23 protein-coding genes and 1 tRNA gene are annotated in these 23,050 nt (G+C 43.8%); 14 read left to right on the top strand and 10 right to left on the bottom strand.

Features of this window, described 5'->3' with window-relative positions:
* Positions 1-102 precede the first annotated feature (102 nt).
* A complete protein-coding gene (locus GRFL_RS07775; RefSeq protein WP_179946857.1) occupies positions 103-3,699 on the top strand; it encodes a BamA/TamA family outer membrane protein in 3,597 nt (1,198 codons plus the stop codon).
* A gap of 57 nt (positions 3,700-3,756) precedes the next feature.
* Here the strand turns inward: GRFL_RS07775 and GRFL_RS07770 are convergent, their stop codons facing one another.
* The 3 genes from GRFL_RS07770 to GRFL_RS07760 form a co-directional block, all read right to left on the bottom strand.
* Positions 3,757-3,975 (bottom strand): hypothetical protein, encoded by a 219-nt coding sequence (locus GRFL_RS07770; protein WP_086047634.1) that lies wholly within the window; start codon positions 3,973-3,975, stop codon positions 3,757-3,759.
* 185 nt (positions 3,976-4,160) lie between these two features.
* A complete protein-coding gene (locus GRFL_RS07765; RefSeq protein ID WP_236995901.1) occupies positions 4,161-4,742 on the bottom strand; it encodes a lipid-binding SYLF domain-containing protein in 582 nt (193 codons plus the stop codon).
* A gap of 167 nt (positions 4,743-4,909) precedes the next feature.
* A tRNA-Arg gene (locus tag GRFL_RS07760) sits at positions 4,910-4,981 on the bottom strand.
* 110 nt (positions 4,982-5,091) lie between these two features.
* On the opposite strand from GRFL_RS07760, the gene GRFL_RS07755 reads away from it, so the two are divergent.
* The 4 genes from GRFL_RS07755 to GRFL_RS07740 are packed head-to-tail and all read left to right on the top strand — an operon-like array spanning position 5,092 to position 7,526.
* Complete coding sequence (locus tag GRFL_RS07755; protein ID WP_157492998.1) at positions 5,092-5,397, top strand: hypothetical protein; 306 nt, start codon at positions 5,092-5,094, stop codon at positions 5,395-5,397.
* 46 nt (positions 5,398-5,443) lie between these two features.
* Positions 5,444-6,133 (top strand): DUF2490 domain-containing protein, encoded by a 690-nt coding sequence (locus tag GRFL_RS07750; RefSeq protein ID WP_083644079.1) that lies wholly within the window; start codon positions 5,444-5,446, stop codon positions 6,131-6,133.
* A 46-nt stretch (positions 6,134-6,179) separates the two neighbouring features.
* On the top strand, positions 6,180-7,166 hold the full coding sequence (locus GRFL_RS07745; RefSeq protein ID WP_083644078.1) for a DUF1028 domain-containing protein: 987 nt from the start codon (positions 6,180-6,182) through the stop codon (positions 7,164-7,166).
* A 12-nt stretch (positions 7,167-7,178) separates the two neighbouring features.
* Complete coding sequence (locus tag GRFL_RS07740; RefSeq protein WP_083644077.1) at positions 7,179-7,526, top strand: hypothetical protein; 348 nt, start codon at positions 7,179-7,181, stop codon at positions 7,524-7,526.
* 36 nt (positions 7,527-7,562) lie between these two features.
* Here the strand turns inward: GRFL_RS07740 and GRFL_RS07735 are convergent, their stop codons facing one another.
* The gene (locus GRFL_RS07735; protein ID WP_083644075.1) at positions 7,563-8,363 is read right to left on the bottom strand and encodes a DUF5602 domain-containing protein; all 801 of its coding nucleotides are present in this window, start codon (positions 8,361-8,363) and stop codon (positions 7,563-7,565) included.
* 141 nt (positions 8,364-8,504) lie between these two features.
* Positions 8,505-10,058 (bottom strand): M20/M25/M40 family metallo-hydrolase, encoded by a 1,554-nt coding sequence (locus GRFL_RS07730; RefSeq protein ID WP_083644073.1) that lies wholly within the window; start codon positions 10,056-10,058, stop codon positions 8,505-8,507.
* 159 nt (positions 10,059-10,217) lie between these two features.
* Here GRFL_RS07730 and GRFL_RS07725 point away from each other — a divergent pair, with 159 nt between their 5' ends.
* On the top strand, positions 10,218-12,590 hold the full coding sequence (locus GRFL_RS07725) for a S9 family peptidase (RefSeq protein WP_083644072.1): 2,373 nt from the start codon (positions 10,218-10,220) through the stop codon (positions 12,588-12,590).
* Positions 12,587-13,810: a cysteine desulfurase-like protein gene (locus GRFL_RS07720; RefSeq protein ID WP_083644070.1), complete on the top strand. Its 1,224-nt coding sequence runs from the start codon at positions 12,587-12,589 to the stop codon at positions 13,808-13,810. Before GRFL_RS07725 ends, GRFL_RS07720 begins: the two co-directional genes overlap by 4 nt.
* Before the next feature lie 111 nt (positions 13,811-13,921).
* On the opposite strand, the gene GRFL_RS07715 is transcribed toward GRFL_RS07720, so the two are convergent.
* A complete protein-coding gene (locus tag GRFL_RS07715) occupies positions 13,922-15,064 on the bottom strand; it encodes a cystathionine gamma-synthase (protein ID WP_083644069.1) in 1,143 nt (380 codons plus the stop codon).
* An 89-nt stretch (positions 15,065-15,153) separates the two neighbouring features.
* Between GRFL_RS07715 and GRFL_RS07710 the strand changes: the two genes are divergently transcribed.
* The 3 genes from GRFL_RS07710 to GRFL_RS07700 all read left to right on the top strand — a co-directional run bounded on the left by GRFL_RS07710 (position 15,154) and on the right by GRFL_RS07700 (position 17,292).
* Complete coding sequence (locus GRFL_RS07710) at positions 15,154-15,948, top strand: DUF3298 and DUF4163 domain-containing protein (RefSeq protein ID WP_139839182.1); 795 nt, start codon at positions 15,154-15,156, stop codon at positions 15,946-15,948.
* An 86-nt stretch (positions 15,949-16,034) separates the two neighbouring features.
* A complete protein-coding gene (locus GRFL_RS07705) occupies positions 16,035-16,388 on the top strand; it encodes an arsenate reductase family protein (protein ID WP_083644067.1) in 354 nt (117 codons plus the stop codon).
* Entirely contained in the window at positions 16,381-17,292 is a 912-nt protein-coding gene (locus GRFL_RS07700; RefSeq protein WP_083644066.1) for a DMT family transporter, read from the top strand. The genes GRFL_RS07705 and GRFL_RS07700 overlap by 8 nt, the downstream gene beginning before the upstream one ends.
* Here GRFL_RS07700 and GRFL_RS07695 read toward each other — a convergent pair.
* The 3 genes from GRFL_RS07695 to GRFL_RS07680 all read right to left on the bottom strand — a co-directional run bounded on the left by GRFL_RS07695 (position 17,289) and on the right by GRFL_RS07680 (position 18,920).
* Positions 17,289-17,537: a hypothetical protein gene (locus GRFL_RS07695; RefSeq protein ID WP_083644065.1), complete on the bottom strand. Its 249-nt coding sequence runs from the start codon at positions 17,535-17,537 to the stop codon at positions 17,289-17,291. The two genes, GRFL_RS07700 and GRFL_RS07695, sit on opposite strands and share 4 nt — an antisense overlap.
* Positions 17,538-17,789: 252 nt before the next feature.
* Positions 17,790-18,419 carry a hypothetical protein gene (locus GRFL_RS07685; RefSeq protein WP_083644063.1) on the bottom strand — a complete coding sequence of 210 codons (630 nt, stop codon included), beginning with the start codon at positions 18,417-18,419 and terminating at the stop codon, positions 17,790-17,792.
* Between the two features lie 3 nt (positions 18,420-18,422).
* Positions 18,423-18,920: an acyl-CoA thioesterase gene (locus GRFL_RS07680; RefSeq protein ID WP_083644062.1), complete on the bottom strand. Its 498-nt coding sequence runs from the start codon at positions 18,918-18,920 to the stop codon at positions 18,423-18,425.
* Between the two features lie 79 nt (positions 18,921-18,999).
* On the opposite strand from GRFL_RS07680, the gene GRFL_RS07675 reads away from it, so the two are divergent.
* The 4 genes from GRFL_RS07675 (at position 19,000) to nadD (ending at position 22,051) form a co-directional block, all read left to right on the top strand.
* Positions 19,000-19,956, top strand: a complete 957-nt coding sequence (locus tag GRFL_RS07675) for a YheT family hydrolase (RefSeq protein ID WP_083644061.1) — start codon at positions 19,000-19,002, stop codon at positions 19,954-19,956.
* Positions 19,957-20,026: 70 nt separating this feature from the next.
* Positions 20,027-20,884, top strand: a complete 858-nt coding sequence (locus GRFL_RS07670) for a YicC/YloC family endoribonuclease (RefSeq protein ID WP_083644060.1) — start codon at positions 20,027-20,029, stop codon at positions 20,882-20,884.
* Entirely contained in the window at positions 20,884-21,474 is a 591-nt protein-coding gene (gene gmk, locus GRFL_RS07665; RefSeq protein ID WP_083644059.1) for a guanylate kinase, read from the top strand. The genes GRFL_RS07670 and gmk overlap by 1 nt, the downstream gene beginning before the upstream one ends.
* A complete protein-coding gene (nadD, locus tag GRFL_RS07660) occupies positions 21,467-22,051 on the top strand; it encodes a nicotinate (nicotinamide) nucleotide adenylyltransferase (RefSeq protein WP_083644058.1) in 585 nt (194 codons plus the stop codon). Before gmk ends, nadD begins: the two co-directional genes overlap by 8 nt.
* Positions 22,052-22,195: 144 nt before the next feature.
* On the opposite strand, the gene lysM is transcribed toward nadD, so the two are convergent.
* Entirely contained in the window at positions 22,196-22,699 is a 504-nt protein-coding gene (lysM, locus tag GRFL_RS07655) for a peptidoglycan-binding protein LysM (RefSeq protein ID WP_083644057.1), read from the bottom strand.
* Between the last annotated feature and the right edge of the window lie 351 nt (positions 22,700-23,050).

Here is a 23,050-nt window from a genome sequence, read left to right as displayed (position 1 = left end):
AGCTTTAGATGTTAAATATTGATAAATCCTTATGTTTTCAGGCTGATATTGAATTCTTTTGAAAGTTAAACAGCTAACTACTATTTACCAATCATACACTCTATGTTCTCAAAAATTACGGATCGATTTTTCTGGAATTCCCTTCTGGCTGGTATCTTTTTACTCATTGCGACTGCAGCCACCGCGCAAACCAAAGAAGTGGAACATTCTGTTTATATCACTTCCAATACCGGTCTTCGCACCAACGAAACCAATAGGCAGATTCTCTCTCAAATCGTAGAAGCTTCCAAAAAAGAGGATTCTTCGACCCTAGTGATAATTGGAAATGTAACTCCTGAAGGCGGTTTTCCAAACAAAGATAATGGCCGGGAAGAGGTAGAGGAATATCTTCAAAAGAACATTCTTGATCTGGTAAAAGATTTTAAGGGAAAAGTAGTCTTCACGCCTGGATATAACGAGTGGCAGAACGATGCACCGGACAATATTGATGACCTGGAATCATTTTTACAGGATAACGCCGAAGCAGATGTTGACTTCTGGCCTAATGACGGGTGTCCCATAGAAAGCGAAAGCCTGAGTGATGATGTGCAACTCATCATGATCGATTCTCAATGGTACCTGGAAAATTGGGATGATCACCCTTACATCAATAAAAAATGTGAGATCAAAACCAGAACCCAGTTTCGGGAAGAGTTCAACGATGAATTGGAAGATAACCAGATGAAAACCGTACTGGTTGCAGTGTATCATCCGGTAATGACCAATTCAAAAATTGGATTTTTTCAAAAGATCATCGGTTATGGAACCCAAACACCGCGTAATCCCCAACTGGATGAACTGATGGGAACATTAGCTACTCTCGCACAGCAATACAATGACGTGATTTTCCTTTCCGGAAAAGATCAAAATATTCAGTTCGTTCAGGATGATGGAATAGAGCAGATCATTGCGGGTACCACTGAAAATCCCAAAAAAGCAAAGCCTATTAAACGGCACGGAGATTTTGCCTATTCTGACCTTGGATTTGCGAAAATGTCAGTCTTTAAAGATGGTAGTTCTGAAGTGACGTATTTCAAAAGTACCGAGTCAGGCACAGAAGAATTGCAATCTCAACAAATATCAAGAGAAAGACCAAAACTTTCAGAAGTTAACTGGCCGAATACGAAAATTGGTGCCACAAAAATCACTTCAGTTTATTCCGAAGAAGAAACGGATAAAGACGGACTTTATCGCGCAATTTGGGGAGAACATTACAGACCGCTATACAGTAGAGAATTCGAATTCCCGGTGCTCTATCTGGATACAATCCCCGGAAACCTGGAAGTTTTGGGTGCCGGTGGTGGTCACCAGTCAAGATCCCTTGGTTTTAAAGATGACGAGGATCACGAATATACGCTGAGAGCCCTGAAAAAAAGTGCTCTGCAATACCTGCAAACTTCAGTAGTTACCACCCATTACGTCGAAGATTTTCTAGAAAACACCGTGGCCGAACGCTATGTACAGGATTTTTATACCACTGCCTTTCCTTACGGAACCTTTCCGGCCGGAAGACTGATGGATGAAGTAGGCATTTATCACCCCGACTCTAAATTATATTATGTTCCGAAGCAGGAGGCCTTAGGCATTTTCAACCAGGAATACGGTGACGAACTGTATATGTGGGAAGAACACGTGGGAGGTGAAAATAAAGATCTTGAAGTCTTCGGAAAACCGGACGATATTCTAAATACCGCTGATCTTTTCAAAGAAATCAGGGAGAGCAAGGATGCCTATATCGACGAAGATCTTTTTATCCGTGCCCGATTGCTGGATATGCTCATGGGTGACTGGGACCGTCATGACGGCCAGTACGAGTGGGCTGAATTTGAAGATGAAAATGGCAAAAAGAAATACCTTCCAATTGCCAAAGACCGTGACCAGGTATTCCCAAAAAATGACGGATTTGCGCTTTCACTGTTAAAACTGGGCTTTCCGCAGTTCCGCGCTTTGGAAAATTATACCGATATGGTAAAACATCCAAAATGGTTTAACACAGCGGCGTATTCCATAGATGAAGCCTTTATCAGAAATGCAGGTTGGGAAGACTGGCAGGAACAGGTAAATTATATACAGGAGCATATTACTGATGATGCCATTGAAAATGCCTTTGCCGTCCTTCCGGAAGGCATTCAGAACGACTCTTATACCACGCAAATCAAGGAAACCCTGAAAGCCAGAAGAGGCAATCTTGAAAAGATCGCCAGGGAATATTACAAGCACCTTGCGGAATTTGATATGTTTATCGGGACGGAAGATGATGACCACTTTCTCATTACCCGGAAACCAAATGGCATTACCACTATCGAAGTAAAGGATGAAGATGGTGAGGTCATCGCTGAAAAAACATACGATTCTAAGGATACCAGGATGGTTTGGGTGTATGGTCTCGATGGAGATGATGAGTTCCAGATCACCGGTGAAGGCTCTTCGTTGCTTCCACTGAAAATTATTGGAGGGGAGGAAAATGATGTGTATGATTTTCAGAATAAGAAGAAAGCCAAACTATATGATTATAAGAGCAAGGACAACACTATTAAAACTCCTGGCGCTCGAAAAATGCTGGTAGATTCCTACGATATCAATAATTACGATCCTAAGAAGAAAAGGATCAGGCAGTATACACTTTTCCCAAGTGCCGATTTCAATTCGGATGTTGGTTTAAAATTAGGCCTGAAAAATACGTACACAACTTATGGTCTGGCGCGCAACCCGTTTACCACGAGACAAAGCCTCTCTGCAAACTATTTCTTTACCACTCAGGGCTTTGATGTAAATTATACTGCGGAATTTGCGCATATTTTTTATAACTGGAACTTCGGGTTGAATGCCTATTATTCCAGCCCGAACTTCACGTTGAATTACTTCGGAAGCGGAAACGATTCACAATATGATCCTGATGAGGTGGCAAAAGATTATAACCGCGTGAAGATCCAGCAATGGCGTTTCGCTCCATCCTTGATCTGGAGAAATAACCCAACCACATCGTTTACCATAAAACCCATGATCGAATCTATTGAGGTGGATTATGACGAAGGCAGGTTTGTAGCTGATACTTTTGCACCAACCAATCCGGTTTTTGACAGTCAGATATACGCTGGTGGCGAGCTAAACTATAATTACTGGAATAAGGACCGGGCTGCTTTTCCTTCCCGCGGAATGGAACTGGACCTAACGGCCGGATATAAAACGAATATTGATGACCACCAGAACGAGTTCGCATACATCAGGCCGATGCTGGCATTAGATTATCCGCTACACGAAAGTGGTTTCGCCGCGATAGCTACAAAAATTGGCGGGGAAGCAATCATTGGTGATAATTATGAATTTTACCATGCTGCCCAACTTGGTGGTGGAAATACAAATAGCCTAAGAGGATACAGAAACGAGCGTTTTAATGGGAAATACGCATTTTATCAAAATATTGATCTACGAAGTGGAATCACCCAGTTTAGAACCAATTTCATCCCCTTAAGAATGGGTGCCAGCGTAGGTTTTGACTACGGTCGCGTATGGTTGGATGAAGATAACAGCAATGATTGGCATACCGATTATGGAGGCTCTATTTTCATAAACGCGTTCAAAGCATTTACCGGAAATATTGGCTATTATGTGGGAGATGAAGGCGGAAGGCTGAATTTCACCTTTAACTTTGACTTCTAAAATAAATTGATCGGGTTACTAAAAAAAGCGGCAAGAAAAATCTTGCCGCTTTTTTATTTAGAAAGGTATTGGCGGATCAAAACCTGCCCTGCTTTCCATAATTACTGTTGGCTCTGTTACAGAAGGCATCAAAAGCGTGACTCTGGAAGTTAACCAGAAAACCACTAAGGCAATGAACAGCAGGAAAAGCAATTTAGAGATCCAGCCCACAATGCGAATTTTAGTATCGAGGTTGAAACCATCCAACAGCTTCGCCTGGTATAGCAAATATTTCATTTTGGTTGTAGTTGATGAGGTTTGACGCTGATTTAAATTCAGGCGAAAACCCGCAGGCAAATTAGCAATTAACCCAATTTCAAACACTTAGCCTTCAGAAAACTGTCAACACACATATCAACAATTGTTAAAATAAAAAACCTCCTGTAAAAGGAGGTTTTGAATTACTACGGAAATCAGAATGGCTATTGATCGCTGTAATCAAATTTTTGTCCACCAACTGAAACTTCGACCATCGCACCAGCCTTCGGCATCGTGGCGATCGCCCTTCCGTTATTGAACTCTACCGCTTTTGCCTTTCCTTTATTAATAACGACTGCGGAAGCATTTCCCGAAAGTTTATAATTACCTTCTTTGAATTTGTTCAACTCATTTTCAGTCTGGAACAAAATGATCTGGCGATAAGCCTGACCACCAATTTGCAATCCCACGTCCAACTGGCGCATTTCGGCAAAACCAGCCACTTTGCCATTTTCGAACAGCACCCCGTTCCCAGCGGCACCACCTAAAATGTAAGCTCCTTTTCCAACATTCGGAAAAATTACATAGCCAGCGGCTTTATCCATTAACTCAGAAAGATTCGTACTGTTTTCTACAAATAACTCACTTGCCAGTTCGGCGTCCTCGATCAATTTCGCTTTTTTATCATGATCCACAACCTGCTCATCGGTTTTTTGATCTTCCATGTCAGATTGTGCATTTACATTGACATTCGATAGCATCCCGGCTGCTAATAACAACAGAAATGCTCCTTTTCTCATTTTCATATTCTTCAATTTTTGGTTTTGATCAAAATTAGAAAAGCTTCAGTGGAAGGTTTGTTAAGCAGAAGTTATTTAGCGAAAACTTAGCAGGAAGTTCAAAGAAGTGTTAAGAAGCCGAAAGTCTCTGTCAATAAAAAACCCTGAAGAATTTCAGGGTCTTATTATTAAAGTAGCCTCACCAGGAATCGAACCTGGATCTAAAGTTTAGGAAACTTCTATTCTATCCATTGAACTATGAGGCCAAAGACTCCCGCAAAAATAACTGTTTCACGCAGAAATTAAAAACCAGATTTTAGGATTAATTCTTTTCTTTTCCGTAGGTCTTTACCTAACTTCAGAATTCCTTAAAATAATGATGATGCAAGCAATACGATCCCTACCAGTAAGCTTTTTAATGATCTTGATGACCGCATGTGGCAGTGGGCCCCAGCAACAAACCAAGGAGTACACCGGCACCGTCAAGCCAGCCGGTATCACCAGTTATCAGTACGGCACTCATCGCCTGGAGACAGCAACCGAAAATTTTGCTTTAAAAAGCGACAGTATAGACCTCACTCGCTACGAACAGAAGCAGGTCACTCTTACGGCCACCAGCATAGAAGGCTATCCAATTGATGGCGGCCCTGCTTATCTGAATGTGATATCCATCAAAGAATAATTTGGGCGGGAATAGATACTGCGTTTATATTTGCCCAAAAATCTCCATGAAAAATGCCTATTTAGTACTGCTTCCTTTACTTTTATTCGGTGCCAGCACTTTTGCGCAGGAACACGATTCTAAATGGGGTGCGTGGTATATGTATTTTTTAAATCACCAAATCCAGGATTCCAAATTTGGTATTCAGGCAGATGCGCAATATCGCGACTGGCAGCTGGGTGGCGATTTCCAGCAGTCTATTCTTCGTGGTGCTTTGACCTACCAGCCAATCCCGGAAATAAAGGCGGCGTTCGGTTACTCTTATTTTGTAAATGGCCCGGAAGGAAATGCCAAAACCACCAGTATGGAACATCGTATTTTTCAGGATATCAATTTTCCCCAGAAGGTGGGCAGTTTTATGAGCCTGAATCACCGCTTACGACTGGAAGAACGATGGGTGGAAGACCAGGATTTCAGAACCCGGGTGCGCTATGCCGCGGCATTTACTATTCCAATCACTAAAAATGAACATGGAGCGACAGGTTTCTACCTCGCGATTTTTGACGAGATCTTCATCAATGGTCAGACTCATATCGGGAATGGACGTGAAGTGGGGCTTTTTGATCGAAACTGGTTATATGGCGCGCTTGGTTATGCGCTTTCTAAAAACCTGAAAGTCCAGTTGGGAGCTCTCAACCAGGTAACCGAAAATTCCGTAAAGAACAACCTCCAGGTTAGTTTGATCCATAGCTTCTGAAAATGATGCGGATTCCCTATCTTTAGCTTCCAACAAGCTGAAGATCATGAAAAAAATTATGCTATTTTGTTTCCTGCTTACAGGAATCTTTTCCGTGAACGCTCAGAACGCCGGGATCGATAAAGAGGCTTTTGCCCATACCTTTTCGATCGTTGCCCGTGATACCCTAACAGGCGAAATGGCCGTCGCCATACAGAGCCACTGGTTCTCTGTCGGCTCCCTGGTCTCCTGGGGAAAGGCAGGCGTTGGCGTCGTGGCGACTCAGTCTTTTGTAAATCCCGCGTATGGACCGGAAGGTCTGGCACTGATGGATGAAGGAATTGCTGCGGAAGAAGCCCTGACCCGCCTCATCGAAAAAGATGAAGGCCGTGCTTACAGGCAGGTCGCTTTCCTCGACGCTACTGGAAATGTTTCAGCGTATACCGGGGAAAAATGCGTGGAATCTGCAGAAGATATGCAGGGAAAAAACTTTTCCGTTCAGGCTAATATGATGCTGAACGACCGGGTAGTTCCGGCTATGGCCGAAACATTTGCAATGAATCCCGATCTTCCTCTTGCGGAAAGAATAGTCAAAGTCCTTCAGGCCGCTCAGGAAGCCGGTGGCGATATCCGCGGAAAACAATCAGCCGCACTCATCGTGGTAGGTCCCGATAAAACTGATAAAGAATGGGAAGAAAAGAAGATCGATCTTCGCGTAGACGACAGCGCGAATCCTATCCAGGAACTTGCCAGGCTGCTGAAGGTGCATCGAGCTTACGAACACATGAACAGGGGCGACCTTGCTGTAGAAGCTAACGACATGGAAAAAGCCCTTTTGGAGTATGGCACTGCAGAAAAAATGTTTCCAGATAATCTCGAAATGAAATTTTGGAAAGCCGTTGCCCTGGCTAACAGTGGCCGACTTGAGGAAGCAAAACCCATCTTTGAAAAGATCTTTGAGCAGGACGATAACTGGCGGAAAATGATCTTTCGCCTTCCACCTTCCGGTTTGCTGAATCTTTCCGAAGAAGAAATAAAAAGTATCACCGAATAAAATTATAGGCTTATGAAAATCTTTCAAATCTTAGCAATTCTGGTATTATGTCTTGCAGTTTTCACCTCCTGTAAAGAGGAGGAAAAAAAGGAAACTCCTGTATCAACCGCCCAGCAGCCAGCGACTAATACCGCTGAAACTTCCACTGAGAAGACCGAATTAAAATACAATCCTGAACATGGTAAAGAAGGGCATCGCTGCGACCTGCCAGTAGGAGCCCCACTGGCAAACACTGATGCCATGCAGCAACAGCAGTTGCAGTCACCGGTACGCATCCAGCCAAATACCCCGGCAATCAATCCGCCGCATGGGCAACCCGGCCACGATTGCAGTATTCCTGTGGGAGCCGCTTTGAATTAATAAAACGATAAAAAGCCATCCTGAAGATGGCTTTTTTTATTCCCAGAAAAGATCGGTAAATGCAATGCGGTAGACCTTTTTCTGTTCATCAAAACGAATCTGATAAGAAGCGGCATAGTAGTAGCCAGTCCTGGCAAAGTTTTCTGGCTGTTGAATGCTATAATGATCTTCAAATTCCCTATTGTTCAAAAAGTCCCAGGTGATCATGGGTTCATAGAAGATGAAGTTCCCATCATAAGAACCATAGATGAAAGTATGATCAAAAACCGACCCTGCTAATTCCGGGGAAAGGGCGCTCAACCAGTGCTTACCCATCATAGGCACATAACCTGGTGTATCAAAATAGGTTTCCGGCCAGAACATGGAAGCTGGTAATTTTTCAGCCAGGTCTGGGCTGTTGATCGCCAAGACGTCCTCTTCAGGAATCCAGTAAAAGTGCATATCGAAATGAGGCAGATCGTACACTCCTGGCGGTTCATGCCCCATGGGATTCCATCCCAAAGCGATATGATCAATAATAAGATCTTCCGCCTTTTTAGGCAATTCCAGGATGATTTCAGCATCCAGATCAGGCAGTTTCCGCATGGCTTTTTCAGAAATTTCAAGGCCTACAGCAACGGGATTTCCTTCCTTGGTAAGGCTTAAAAAACTTCGAACTACACCATTGCCAAAAGGTACGGCAGGACCATAGAAATCATTGGAATTTGCCACTTTCAAATCTACAGACTGGAAATTTTCCTCGGGAATAATTTCGGTTTGGCAACTGAATAGAAAAGTTACTAATAGGAAGGTGTAAAGCAGGGATTGGGGCGACAAAATAAATTTTGGATTTTTCATTTTGATCGCGTGTTTGGTTAAACCCCAAATTTACACAATTAACTGTTTTTCAGGTAAATAAAGGAAAATAACTACCATGGGTAAAATCCCTGAATTTTAGACGAGAGAAAAAAGCCGGATTTTCATCCGGCTTTTATTTAATCAGTTATCAGTTCCGTCGCGGTTACCTTCCCGGGCTTCAGGCCAGGTCATTTGTTCCCCAGTTCTCCTGTTCATAGGCAGATTGATCTTTTCCCTCGAAGTTCTGTCTGGATCTTCGCTGGCCATATAGGCCAGAACTGCGGTTAAGATCACATTATTCCGAAGGTCATCCCAAACGATCTTGTCGTACGTATCGCGGTTGGTATGCCAGGTATAATTCCAGTAAGACCAGCTCAGGGAGCTTAAATTAAAAGCGGGAGCTCCTGCAGCTACAAACGATGCGTAGTCTGAACCACCCCTCCCCGGAGTTCCTGGAAAATTCGTCTCGATATGTTCGCTTACCTCATCCGGTACGGCATACAGCCAGCTTCCAAGGTAGTCGTAGGCATTTAGAAATCCGTTTCCGGAAATATTGACCACTCGTCCGGTTCCATTATCCTGGTTGAAAACTGCCTGGACATTTTCCACGATTTCGGGATGATCTTTTACAAAAGATCGTGAACCGTTCAGCCCTTGCTCTTCACTTCCCCAATGACCTACTAGAATGGTTCTTTTAGGATTTGGATAGAGTTTTTTCAGGATTCGCATAGCTTCCATCATGACAAGCGTCCCGGTACCATTATCAGTAGCGCCGGTAGCGCCGTCCCAACTATCGAAATGAGCCGAAAGGATCACATATTCTTCCGGTTTTTCAGTACCTTTTATTTCAGCGATCGTGTTGAAAGTTGGCATTTCACCAAGGTTTTCTGATTCTGCCACTACCCGAATCTGTGGCTTATCACCGTATGCTGCCAGCCGGTATAGTAATCCATAATCTTCCAGGGCCATATCAATTGTCGGGATCTTTTCAGTATACGCTGAAAAGACCTTATTCACGCCAAAACCACGAGACCAGTAAGATGAAATGATCCCCGCAGCACCGGCTTTTTCCAATGCCTTCGGAAGTTCGCGCCTGTCTAGACCCGTATTCCCGGTACGAGTATCCCAGAGTTTCCCCAGCGAATCCCGCTCGGCTTTCATTTTTTCAAAAGAAGCTTCCGTTGCCCATTCTTCCCAGTTATCATCAGGCCTTCCAGTTGGTTGTGGCATGGAGATCATCACGAATTTACCTTTTACCTGTTTTAATTTTTCCACAAAATCAAGCGAATCTGTCGCTTCCGGAAGAACGACTACCTCGGCAGTTACCGGTTTTTTGCCTGTAGAAGGGCTCCAGGCCAGCTGCCTGGCTTCCAGGCTCACCACTCTCGGAGCGACCAGGTCTACATGCGTGATACCGCGTTTCCAGCCTTTCCATTTTCCCCATTGCTGATTTTCAGCCGGGATTCCCCATTCTCCATATTTTGCGACCGCCCAGTCGTGGGCCTGTTTCATTTGCGGAGATCCTACCAGTCGCGGTCCTACCACGTCCAGTAATTCATGTGCCAGTTCTTTTAACTGACTGTTTTCATTGGCTTCCGCAGTGATCTTTTCAACGATTTCCTGTTGCGTCTGTGCAAAAACACCCGCCGTGGCAAATACCGCAGAGAGCATCAAGGTTTTAGTAATTTTCAACATGTTTGGATTGGTTATTTAAGGTATATAAGTTCGGAATTTTCTTAAAACTCCAGGCTTTTGACCCTTCAGGTATTTAAAAGTTTAAAGAAAATCTAAATTTAATTATCTTGGAGCACCTAAAAAGGCCAGACTTTCTAAACTTTTTCCAAATTTGAAATTATGACAAAAAGACTTCTTGTCTTCGCCCTGATGCTTGCCGGAACAGCCGCAGCATTTGCCCAAACCTCTGAACTCAGTGTTGAAAAGATCATGAAAGACCCGAAATGGATGGGGAATTTCCCAAGTGCCGTTTACTGGGGAAATGATAGCCAGAATATCTATTTCGATTACAATCCGGAAGTAAATGAAAGCGATTCTCTTTATCGCATCAACATCAACCATCCTGAAAAGATCTTAAAGGTGTCTGCTTCAGAAGAGAAAGAACTGGTGCCTCGCCGCGGTGATTTTAATGCTGATCGTTCCCGAAAGGTCTATGCTGAAAATGGCAATTTATTCCTATACGTTTCAGCAAACAGGAAGAAGGAAGAACTTCTCGATCTACCGGGCAGGATTGAAAACCCTCAATTCCTGGCAGATGAAACCAAAGTTGCTTTCCAGATCGAGGATAACGCATTTATTTATAATCTGAAAGCCGGTACGGTACTGCAACTCACACACATAGACAAGCAGGGCGCTTCCAGGAAAAATTCAGAAAAAAAATTATCAGCCAAAGACCAGTTTTTGGAAGACGAGAACCTGGAATTGCTGGAAGTGGTACAGGAAAGAAAAGAAAAAAAAGAAAGTTCTGAAGCTTACCGCAATGCGATCAAAGACGAGCCAGATTACACTTTCTACCTCGAAGGAAAAGACCTTGGCGATCTTACGGTTTCACCAAATGCCAAATTTGTCACTTTTAACGTGATCGAACGCGAACGCGGAAAAAACACTGAGGTTCCAAACTACGTAGATGCCAGCGGTTACACGGTAGACCTCCCGGCAAGAAGCAAAGTGGGCGACATGAAATATTCCGCAGAAATGGTATTGTATCAAATTGAAAAAGACACCGCACTGCAGATCGATTTCTCCGGTTTACCAGGAATTTCAAAACTGCCCGATTACGCGGCCGATTATCCTGAAAGAGATTGGAAAGAAACCCCGCGGCAGGTCATCCCAAATTCCGTATACTTTTCAGAAAATGGCGAGAATGCGATTATTAATGTTCGTTCTACTGATAATAAGGATCGCTGGATCGTGACACTGGACCTGGAAACCGGCAAACTTGAAACCCTCGATCACCAGCGTGATGAAGCCTGGCTGGCAGGCCCGGGAATTGGTTATACGTACTACGGTTACCAGACCATGGGCTGGTTGCCAGACAATAAGAATATTTATTTCCAAAGCGAAGAGAGCGGCTACTCCCATCTTTATATTCTGAATACTCAAAATGGGAAGAAAAAAGACCTGACCAAAGGCGATTTTGAGGTTTTCGATCCGTTTATTTCAAATGATAAAAAGCACTGGTATCTCACGACTTCTGAAGTAGATCCTGGCGAAAGACATTTTTACCGCATGCCACTGATGGGTGGAAAAATGGAAAAACTCACCAGCATGACCGGCAACAACGACGTTTCTCTTTCACCAGACGAGAAATACATGGCCGTTTATCATTCTTATATCAACCAGCCCTGGGAATTGTATTTGAAAGAGACCGGAAGCAATTCAGATGCGAAACAACTCACCAGCGGACAATCGGCTGAATTCAAACAATATAACTGGAGAGAGCCAGAGATCATTCGGTTTCAAGCGGAAGATGGCGCCATGGTTCCGGCCAGATTATATGTTCCCGAGGAAAATGCAAAAAATGGCGCCGCAGTGGTATTCGTACATGGTGCAGGATATCTTCAGAATGCGCATAAATGGTGGTCCAGCTACTTCAGAGAATATATGTTCAACAATTTGCTTACCGATCTTGGCTATACCGTTATAGACATCGATTACCGCGGAAGTGCGGGTTATGGGCGTGACTGGAGAACGGGCATTTATCGCCATATGGGCGGAAAAGACCTCAGCGACCAGGTTGATGGTGTAAAATACCTGGTGGAAAATTATGATATCGACCCGGAAAAAGTGGGGATTTATGGCGGCAGCTACGGTGGGTTTATTACCCTGATGGGAATGTTCACTCAGCCGGAAACCTTTAAAGCCGGTGCCGCATTGCGTTCCGTAACCGATTGGGCACATTACAACCACGGCTATACCTCCAATATCCTGAACGAACCTTCAGAAGATCCCATAGCCTATCGCCGTTCGTCCCCGATCTATTTCGCGGAAGGTTTGGAAGGCGACCTGTTGATCGCACACGGGATGGTTGATACCAATGTGCATTTCCAGGATGTGGTAAGACTGGCGCAACGATTGATCGAACTGCATAAAGACAACTGGGAAATGGCCGTTTACCCGGTCGAAAATCACGGTTTTGTGGAGCCAAGCAGCTGGACCGATGAATATTCCCGTATTCTGAAATTGTTCAATGAAAGCTTACTCGGAAAATGATCGACCTTGAATACGTAAGAAATCAATTCCCGGCACTCCAGAAGGATTTTGTATTCATGGACAATGCCGGCGGTTCTCAGGCTCTGGGAAAAGTGATCGAACGCATCAGCGGGTATTTGGTACACCATAATGTTCAGTTAGGAGCCTCCTATAAAGTTTCAGCAGAAGCAGGCCAGAAATTGCGCTACACCATGAACAGGATTGCAGAATTCCTGAATGCTTCCCGACCGGAAGAAGTGGTGATTGGTTCCTCAACGACCATGTTACTCAAATTGCTGAGCCTGAGCATCTCTTCCCAATGGCAAGCTGGAGAGGAAGTGATCGTCACCAATACTGATCATGAAGCCAACGTTTCGCCGTGGACGGCCCTTCAGGAACGCGGGATCATCGTAAAGACCTGGGAAGTCAATAAAGAAACGCTGGAACTGGAGATCGCTGATCTACAAAAGCTTTTGAGTCCAAAAACCAGGCTGGTTGCCGTAACGCATGCCTCCAACGTTTTAGGCTCAATTAATCCCATAAAAGAAATTGCGAAGACCGTGCACGACGCCGGCGCTTTGATTTGCGTGGATGGTGTGGCTTATGCCCCGCACCGGCAAATAGACGTTCAGAACCTCGATGCCGACTTTTATACTTTCAGCTGGTATAAGACCTATGGGCCTCACCTGGCGGTGATGTATGGTAGATTCGAGGAACTGCAGAAGCTGGACAGCCTGAATCATTACTTTATTGGCAAGGCGGATATCCCGTATAAATTACAGCCTGGGAATTTCAATTTCGAACTGACCTACAGTACACTGGGAATTCTAGAATACTACGAAGAACTGGGAACGGTTCACGACCATGAGGCCAAAAATTTTACTTCCAAGATCCAGGCAGCCTTTAAAGTGATGGCCTGGCAGGAGGAAAAACTGGCTGAATTGTTATTATCCTACCTTCGCTCAGTGCCTGAAATAACCATTATAGGTATTACGGAAAGCGACCGGCACAGGCGGGTTCCCACCATCAGTTTTGTGCATGAAAACTTCCGAAGTGATGAAATAGTGGAAAAAGTTGATCCACACCGTATCGGAATTCGATTTGGAGATTTTTACGCTAAAAAACTCATCAAAGCTTTAAAACTGGAAGAAAAGAACGGTGTCGTGCGGGTGAGCCTTGTTCATTATAATTCAGAAAATGAAGTAAAAAGACTGATCAGGATTTTCCAAAGCCTATTTTAATTTTTCTTCCAGGCGTTAATGGTCCAAAAACATTCTAAGAATTGCTTTATTTCAGAATAAAAAAACCGCTTCTACCGAAGCGGTTTCTCTTTATAGTATGCAGGTTTTCTCTTATCCTATAGCCCGCTTTAAATCAGCAATCAGGTCTTCCTCATCTTCCACCCCTACACTCAATCGAATTAGGGAATCCACAACTCCCGTTTTCTGCCTTTCTTCCGCAGGAATTGAAGCGTGCGTCATACTTGCCGGGTGACCTGCGAGAGATTCCACACCTCCAAGCGATTCAGCCAGGGTAAAGACCTTCAGTTTTTCCACGATATCAGTCGCGCTTTTAAGCGTATTTTCCCTGGTCGTAAAGGAAATCATCCCGCCAAAACCTTTCATCTGTTTCTTTGCGATATCGTGGTTCGGGTGATCTTCAAAGCCAGGCCAGTACACCTTATCAATCTTCGGATTGGATTTTAGATATTTCGCCACCGCTTCCCCATTTTCACAATGCCGCTGCATTCGAAGATGCAGGGTCTTGATTCCGCGAAGCACCAGGAAGCTGTCCTGGGGACCGCACACGGCACCACTCGCATTTTGAATGAAATATAGTTTTTCAGCCAGTTCCTGATCTTTTACCACGAGTCCGCCCATGACCACATCGCTGTGACCGCCAAGGTATTTGGTCGCACTGTGCATCACGATATCTGCACCAAGTTCTAGCGGTTGCTGCAGGTAAGGCGTGGCAAACGTGTTATCTACCGCAAGCAGGAGCCCGTGCTTTTTAGCCAATTTCGAAAAGGCCTCGATATCGATAATATTCATCATCGGGTTAGTGGGTGTTTCTACCCAAATAAGCTTTGTATGCTCGTTGATCAGTTTTTCAATTCCATCGGTGTTCTGCATGCCCACGAAATGGAACTTGATACCAAAGTTTTCAAAGATCTTGGTGAACAACCGGTAACTGCCACCATACAGGTCATTGGTCGAAATGATTTCATCGCCGGGCTTGAACAGCTTCATCACAGCATCTATCGCTGCCAGGCCTGAACCAAAAGCCAGCCCATATTCTCCATTCTCGATACTGGCAAGCGATTGTTCGAGCATGGCACGTGTAGGGTTTCCACTTCGGGAATATTCAAATCCTTTGTGGCCTCCCGGAGTGCTTTGGGAATACGTACTGGTTTGATAAATTGGCGGCATCACAGAATTGTATGCCGGATCTGCATTTTCCTGTCCCCCGTGTATGGTTTTCGTATTGAATTTCATCTGCTAAAATTTTGATAAACAAATGTACAGCGCTATTGGGCAATCACAAAATTGCCGTTACCTTTATACAGATTTTAATACGTATTGCTGTGAGAAAATTATGGATTATTCTTGTCGTTGCGGGCTTGTTTTTTTCCTGTAAAAACGATGAGAAAAATGAAAAGATCGAAACCGAGAACACAACTATCAGCTTCAACTCCAAGACATTAGAAAAAAGCCTGGACGATTGCGAGCCGGAACAGGGCGAATGTACTTTTATCAGCATCAATTATCCTATTGCCTTCGGAAAGGATGATGCCGCAGCCCGCATCAATAAAAGCATTCAGAATTTTATTCGGAATACCGTTGATTACGAGGATGAGTCAAGTTCCAAGACTCCGCAGGAACTGGTTGATAATTTCATCGCCAACTACCAGGAAACCGCTTCAGAATTTCCCGAATATGAATTGCCATGGGAGGCGACCATTACCGGCAAAACACTCTTTCAGAATGAAAACATGATCTGCCTGCAGTTCAATACCGATATGTTTACCGGTGGCGCCCACGGTTACCGAAGTGTGAATTACCTGAATTTTGATGCCAAAACCGGGAAAAAACTTCAGAATACCGACCTGTTTACCGCGCAATTCAGGGATTTTGTAGAGCACCGCTTCCGTGAAAAGCATCATATCCCTGAAGGTTCCAACATCAACAGTACGGGAATGTTCTTTGAAAATGATGAGTTTCACCTGCCAGCAAATATTGGCTTTTCCAAAAGCGAGGTCATCCTGCATTATAATGCTTACGAGATCGCTCCTTACGCTGCCGGTGATTTCCGAATGGTTTATCCAAAATCTGAAATCGAGCAGTTTTTAAAAACTTCTTCGGCTAAAAAACAGGCATAAGCCTTCAAAAGCTTATGATTTAAAGGCAGGGATTGCTCAAAAAGTGCAATCTTTGCCTTTTTAATTTTCTGGTAAACTTTCTGGCCATGCAACATATTTTCTACCTCTCCACCTGTGACACCTGTAAACGTATTTTAAAAGATATCGAAGCTCCGGCTGATTTTATACTTCAGGATATCAAAAAAGACCCGATCACAGCGGAACAACTGGAAAAAATGAAGGACCTTTCGGGAAGTTACGAAGCGCTTTTCAGCCGCAGAGCCAGGCTGTATAAAGAACGGAACCTGAAAGATCAGCAGCTGAAAGAAGAAGATTACAAAAAGCTTATTCTCGAACATTATACGTTCCTGAAACGCCCGGTCATCATTAACGATCAGAAAATTTTCATAGGAAATACTGCTAAAACCACCCAGGAAGCCAAAAACTCGATTCATGGCTAACAACCGGATCCTGGCTTTGCTTGCAGCATTCGGTGCGAGCGCTATCTACGGCATCAACCACACGATCGCCAAAGGTGTCATGCCGCTATATATTGAGCCATTCGGCTTCATATTGCTGCGCGTAAGCGGGGCCGCCATCCTATTCTGGCTTCTCAGTTTTTTCGCTCCTAAAGAAAAGATCGCGAACAGTGACTGGCCCAGAATTGTAGGTTGCGCCATTTTCGGGATGGTGATCAACATGCTGTTTTTTTTCAAGGGACTGAGCATGTCAACACCAATCAATAGCTCGGTGATCATCACGCTTTCTCCGGTGATGGTGCTGATCCTTGCTGCCATTCTTATAGGAGAACGCATTACGCTGCTAAAAAGCCTTGGAATCATCATAGGACTTGCCGGCGCACTGGTATTGATCCTTTTCAGCAAAGAAACTGGTGGAAATGGGGAGAATATTCCGCTTGGAAATATGCTTTTTATCGTCAATGCCTTTTCCTACGGGCTTTACCTCATACTGGTAAAACCGCTGACGCAGAAATACCATTCCATTACCCTGATGAAATGGTTGTTCTTAATTGCCATTTTCATCAATCTGCCCGTAACCTATTCTGAATTTGTCGCGGTAGACTGGGCGAACCTCCCATTCGATGCGATCTGGAAGCTAAGCTATGTGGTTTTGGGCACAACATTCATGACCTATTTGCTGAATATTTATGCGCTAAAGCAGCTTTCAGCTGCCACCATCAGCGCTTTTATCTATTTGCAACCGCTCATCGCCATCAGTTTTGCGATCGCTGTGGGTGCCGACGAACTCAATATGACCAAAGCCATTGCGGCACTACTGGTTTTTGTGGGAGTGTATATGGTTAGCATCAAGAAAAAATCAAAAAAAGCCGCGGTGACTGATTAGTGATAGGTCTTTACGATCGGGCTACCGGTGAGAACAGTTAATGCTCTAAGAACAACGACAATCCCAACGGCTATTATCGCGATATTTGCCAGTAATAATACTTCTTTATTCTTTTTCTGAAGGCGAAATTTCGTTTTACTCAAGGGCAAAGCCTGCAAGGTTTTTTTCAGGTGAATGGTATCATGACGTTTCAGCTTTGGTAAGATGTGGAACAGGCGTCCGTAATCCCATAACAACTGTATCAAGATTTTTCGTTCCAGTTAAATTTCAAGCGGCGACCGGCGGTATCGGTTATTTTGACATCAGTTCTTTTTTCCGAAGCTATTTTTAAACTTACAGATCCTGACTGGTACAAGCTGCAACTGTGAAAAAGAAAACCGAATGCGTAAACAGCAGAATTCTTCTGGCTTTCCGAAAACTTTGTCATAAAGTTCATATTGCCAATATTCCGAAAATATTGCAACAGGCCATAAAAATGACCATTTTCCGGAGTCCGCTTATGATAGAATCTTAGAAAGTTTGGGAGCAGCGGAAGTGTTTTTTATCCCTTCCAGTTCGCTGAAATATTCGATCAAACCCTCTTTATCAATATCATAAATCTCTTGAAGACCTTTGGCGATCGTTTTCAAATACGCCGCGCTTGGAGCATTGATCTCTTCGGAAAGGTACAGCGGACTGGTAAAAGAAATGACCGGTTTCCCTTCCAGCTCCCCGAGATACAGCAATTCGCCGTAACGCCCGTTCGGCAAACAATTATAAGAACCATTTTTCCGAAGTGCCTCAAAATCGATCTCTATCACCCCTTCAAAAATAAGCTCCTGCCTCACTAGGTCTTTGAATTGTGAGACCCCGATCTGGTAAACCCTTCCAAGGGATTGTTTGTTGCTTTTCTCCGGATTCAGAAAACAGATCCCGCCACCATCCCAGGTCGCTGATTCCTTCGCAAAATAAACCTCATGCGGAATGGTAAATGCCCTGGAATCCTTAGGTTTTGTTCGATCTTCACAACCTTTGAAATGCTTTTTCGCACCGGCAGGAGTTCCCCCGTTGATGTAACACAAAAACCGGTCTTCGCAGATATTGGAACCATAACAGGCGTACCATACATCTGTTAGTTCAGTGTGCATACTTTATATATTCTGAAGTTCTTCCGCGCTGAGATCCTGCGGCATTCTTCCATGCGCCCGGGTATCTTTACTGGTAAGCACTCTGAAATCTGCTGAATGTTCAATCGAATCGAACTTTTGATACAGCTCCTTTGGTAATGCCGTCAGTTTACGGGCTTTCAGATCGATCCAGGCGCCCATCATTTCGCAGGAGGCACAATGACGGCCTTTATAATCGTACATATTATGAACAAACTCGAAGTACATTCCATCTTCAGAAAGGCCTTTCAGCTCCAGGCTTACCGTAACCGGCTGCCCCCCGAAGATCTCCTTGAAATAATAAATACTTTCGTAAAAGACTACCGGCCCGAGATTGTAAGCGGCCAGTTCTTTTTGACCGAAGCCATTTTCCATTAAAAAACCCATACGGGTATGACTCATAAAATTCATATAAGCCGAATTGGCCAGATGTCGGTTAGCGTCAAGATCGCTCCAACGAACTTCAAATTGCTTGCTGTACATGCTGCTTTTTTATCAAAACTACCAATTAATAGTATGCATGCATAATAAATTTTCGATAAGTTTATATTAAATTCGATGTATGCCCATTATTCGGTCAACCTATAACCCGAAAGGGATTTTCAGGAATCCTGATATTTCCACGATCTATGCCGCTACCTTGCGCCAGGTTCCCGATCCGGGATTTGAAAAAGAGCGTCTCGAACTTAGTGACGGCGATTTCCTGGACCTCGAATGGAGCAGGGTTTTCGGAAGCAAAAAGATCATTATACTGCTTCACGGGCTGGCCGGGAATGCCAACCGACCTTACATGAAGGGAATGGCACGCATTTTTAATCTGCACGGCTGGACTGCCTTAGCCTTGAATTTGCGCGGCTGCAGTATGGAGATGAACCGAAAATTCCGAAGTTATCATGCCGGCGCCAGCGATGACCTTGCGGAAGTAGTGCTCCACGTACTGCATTTAAAACAATTTGACAAAATAGCCATTTGCGGTTTCAGTCTCGGCGGAAACATCAGCCTGAAATATCTTGGTGAAAACCGAAGTATTCCGAAGGAAATAATTGGCGGGGCGGCAATTTCAGTCCCCTGTGACCTTGCGGGTTCGCTGGGCGCCATCAATCGTATGAGAAATTTTATCTACTCCAGCCGTTTTGAAAGAAACCTGAAACAAAACCTGCTGCAGCGGGCAGAAAAATTTCCCGAATACATTTCCAAAGACACCATCAAAGCCTGTAACTCCCTTCGTGACATCGATGAACTCTATACTTCGCGAGCACATGGTTTCGAGAACGCAGCTGACTATTACGACAAGTCCAGCTCGCTTCAGTTCCTGGAAAACCTGCAGCGACCAGCCCTGATCCTGAATGCCAAAAATGACAGTTTTTTATCGCCTTCATGTTACCCGCAGCACCTTGCAGAAAATTCCGCAGAACTATTTTTGGAGACCCCGGAACATGGCGGGCACGTAGGATTCGTGCTTCCCGGAACTCATTTTTACCATGAGAAAAGGTGCCTGGAATTTCTGAATTCGCTGTAAGCCACGTCTTCCTGACAATTGGTAGTGCTATAGAATTGATTATCTTTGCGCAAGCTTTTAAAATGCAGGAATGATTCAATCCATGACAGGCTTCGGGAAAAGCATCTCTCAAATTCCCAACAAAAAGATCACCGTAGAGCTGAAATCGCTCAATAGCAAGAATTTTGACCTAAACGCGCGCATCCCTTCACAGTATCGTGAAAAGGAACTGGAATTGCGCACGCTTATTTCCAACTCGTTGGGTCGCGGCAAGGTTGATTTGTCAATTTTCGTGGAATACACAGGCGAGCAAACCTCTACTAATGTGAATACGGAAGTGGTTAAAGCCTATATGGAGCAACTGAAAAAACTGGTAGACACCAGCGATGTGGAATTGCTGAAAATGGCCGTAAAAATGCCCGATGCCCTGAAAACAGAGCGCGAAGAGATCGATGAGGAGGAATTCAAAGCGATCGAGGAAGCGGTGCAGAATGCCCTGAAAGAGATCAATAATTTCAGAAACGATGAGGGAGAAGCCCTTGAAAAAGACCTGAAACTTCGTATTCATAATATTCAGGAACTTTTAAAACAAGTGATCGAAATGGATCCGGAACGCGTGGAAGCGGTACGCGAAAGACTTCGGAAAGGAATTGACGAAATCAAGGAACAGGTTGATGAAAATCGATTTGAACAGGAACTCGTATACTATATCGAAAAATTTGACATTACTGAAGAAAAAGTAAGACTCGAAAATCATTTGGATTATTTTCTGAAAACCATCAATTCTTCAGAGAGCAACGGTCGTAAACTGGCATTTATCTCACAGGAGATTGGCCGGGAGATCAACACCATAGGAAGCAAATCCAATTTCGCACCCATGCAGCAGCTCGTGGTGCAGATGAAAGATGAACTGGAAAAAATCAAGGAACAAATCTTAAACGTACTTTAATGAACGAAGGAAAACTGATCGTGTTCTCGGCTCCGTCCGGTTCAGGAAAAACCACTATTGTTCGTCATTTATTGAAACACCCGGAATTGAAACTAGACTTTTCCATTTCGGCAACTTCCAGAGAACCCCGTGAAAATGAGGTTCATGGAAAAGATTACTATTTCCTTAATCTGAAAGACTTCAAGCAAAAGATCAAAAACGACGAATTTCTCGAATGGGAAGAGGTTTATCGTGATAATTTCTACGGAACGCTGAAAAGCGAAGTGGAAAGGATCTGGAAAGAAGGCAAGCACGTGATCTTTGATATCGATGTGGTGGGAGGCCTGGATATCAAGAATATATATCCTGAACGCACGCTTGCCGTTTTTGTGAAGCCCCCGAGTATCGAAGAACTGAAGATCAGGTTGAAAAAACGAAAGACCGAGAGCGAAGACAAGATCAATATGCGGGTCGCAAAAGCTTCCATTGAACTGGCTACCGCGCCACAATTCGATTTTATCATTGAAAACAACAATCTGGATATCGCCCTGAAAGAGGCCTACGACCTGGTAGCCAATTACACCAACGCTGTAAAGCCTGGCGATGCATAAGAAAACCGGACTGTTTTTCGGCACGTTCAACCCTATTCATATAGGCCACCTGATCATTGCTAATCACCTAGCTGAATTTTCAGACCTGGAAGAGATCTGGCTGGTGGTCACGCCACATAATCCGCATAAGAAAAAGAAAACCTTACTGGACAATAACCAGCGATTGGAAATGGTTTACCGGGCCTGTGAAGATTACCCGAAATTACAGCCCAGTAATATCGAGTTTTCCCTGCCACAACCCAATTACACGGTGAATACCCTGGCGCATCTCCAGGAAAAGTTCCCCGAAAGACAATTTTGCCTGATTATGGGAGAGGACAACTTGAAGGGTCTTCCTAAATGGAAAAATTATGAGGTTTTGTTGGAAAATTATGAGATCTATGTTTATCCAAGGATTTCCGAAGAGACGAATACTGAAGATCTGGCAAAACATCCGAGGATCCATATGATCGACGCCCCGATCATTGAGATCTCGGCCACCCATATTCGCAACAGCATCAAAGCCGGCAAGAATGTAAGGCCATTGCTACCTAATAAAGTATGGGAATACCTGGACGAAATGAACTTTTACCGGTAAAACCGAGAGGTAAAAGACTGTTTAAAAACCTGCTCTTGAATATTCTTGGTGGCTGATTGAACCTACTTTTTTCATGGTGGAACTACAAGCCCAGAACGTCGACTGCTCTCAGTATAATACCCTCAAAGCTCTTAAACAGTCTTTTTATCTTTTAGATTCCATAGGCGGAATACGGAGTACCTGCCCTGGATATATTTTATCGGGATCCTGAAGCATGGGTTTGTTCGCTTCAAAAATCAACGGATATTGATTGGGATCACCATAATGTTCTTTTGAAATTTTGCTCAGGGTATCGCCACGTTCCACGGTATGGAACACCGCTTCTGGCTCGATATTTTCCACATCCATTCTATCATCTACCTGTGCAATACCTTCAGAATTCCCAACGACGAGCACCACTTTTTCCCGGGTTGCCTGGTCGAGCGCTCTTCCCGAGATGATCGCCATGTCTTCTTCAATGAAAATATCCAGGTTTTTGACCTTCAGGTTGAGATCTTTGATTGTTTCCTCCAGCTTTTTGGCGGCCTTTTCATTTTCTTTTTTCTCGTCTTTAATGAGTTTGTCACTTCGGCCGGCATCAGTAGCCCGTTCTTTATCTACTCCAAAAATCTTTTTACCTGCGTCTTTAATAAAGGAGAATATTCCCATTGGTTGGTTACATTTTGATTATAGTTAAATGTACAAAAGCAATGGAAGTTAATTGTTTACAGCTTTGCTAAAATTTTGCAAAAACTGTAAAAATTAAAAAAACCGCCTCTCGCGAAACGGTTTTTTCAACTAAATAACCAACCAAAAAAACTAAGAAAATTTCTTCTCATTTTTATTTGAGAAGGAAAAAGACATTAGTATAACGCCCATTCTTTCGCTCGCATTGTAATGTTTTGAAATTATTATTGTTAAAGTTTTCAGCCATATTTTTTTACGAATAACGCAACGCATCTACTAAAACACCAATAAAACTTTAAAAACCTTGAAATTTGCCTATTTTTGAGGGAGTAA

The organism is Christiangramia flava JLT2011, assembly GCF_001951155.1.
Classification (GTDB): Bacteria; Bacteroidota; Bacteroidia; order Flavobacteriales; family Flavobacteriaceae; genus Christiangramia; species Christiangramia flava.
This window is presented reverse-complemented; position numbering and strand designations above follow the sequence as displayed.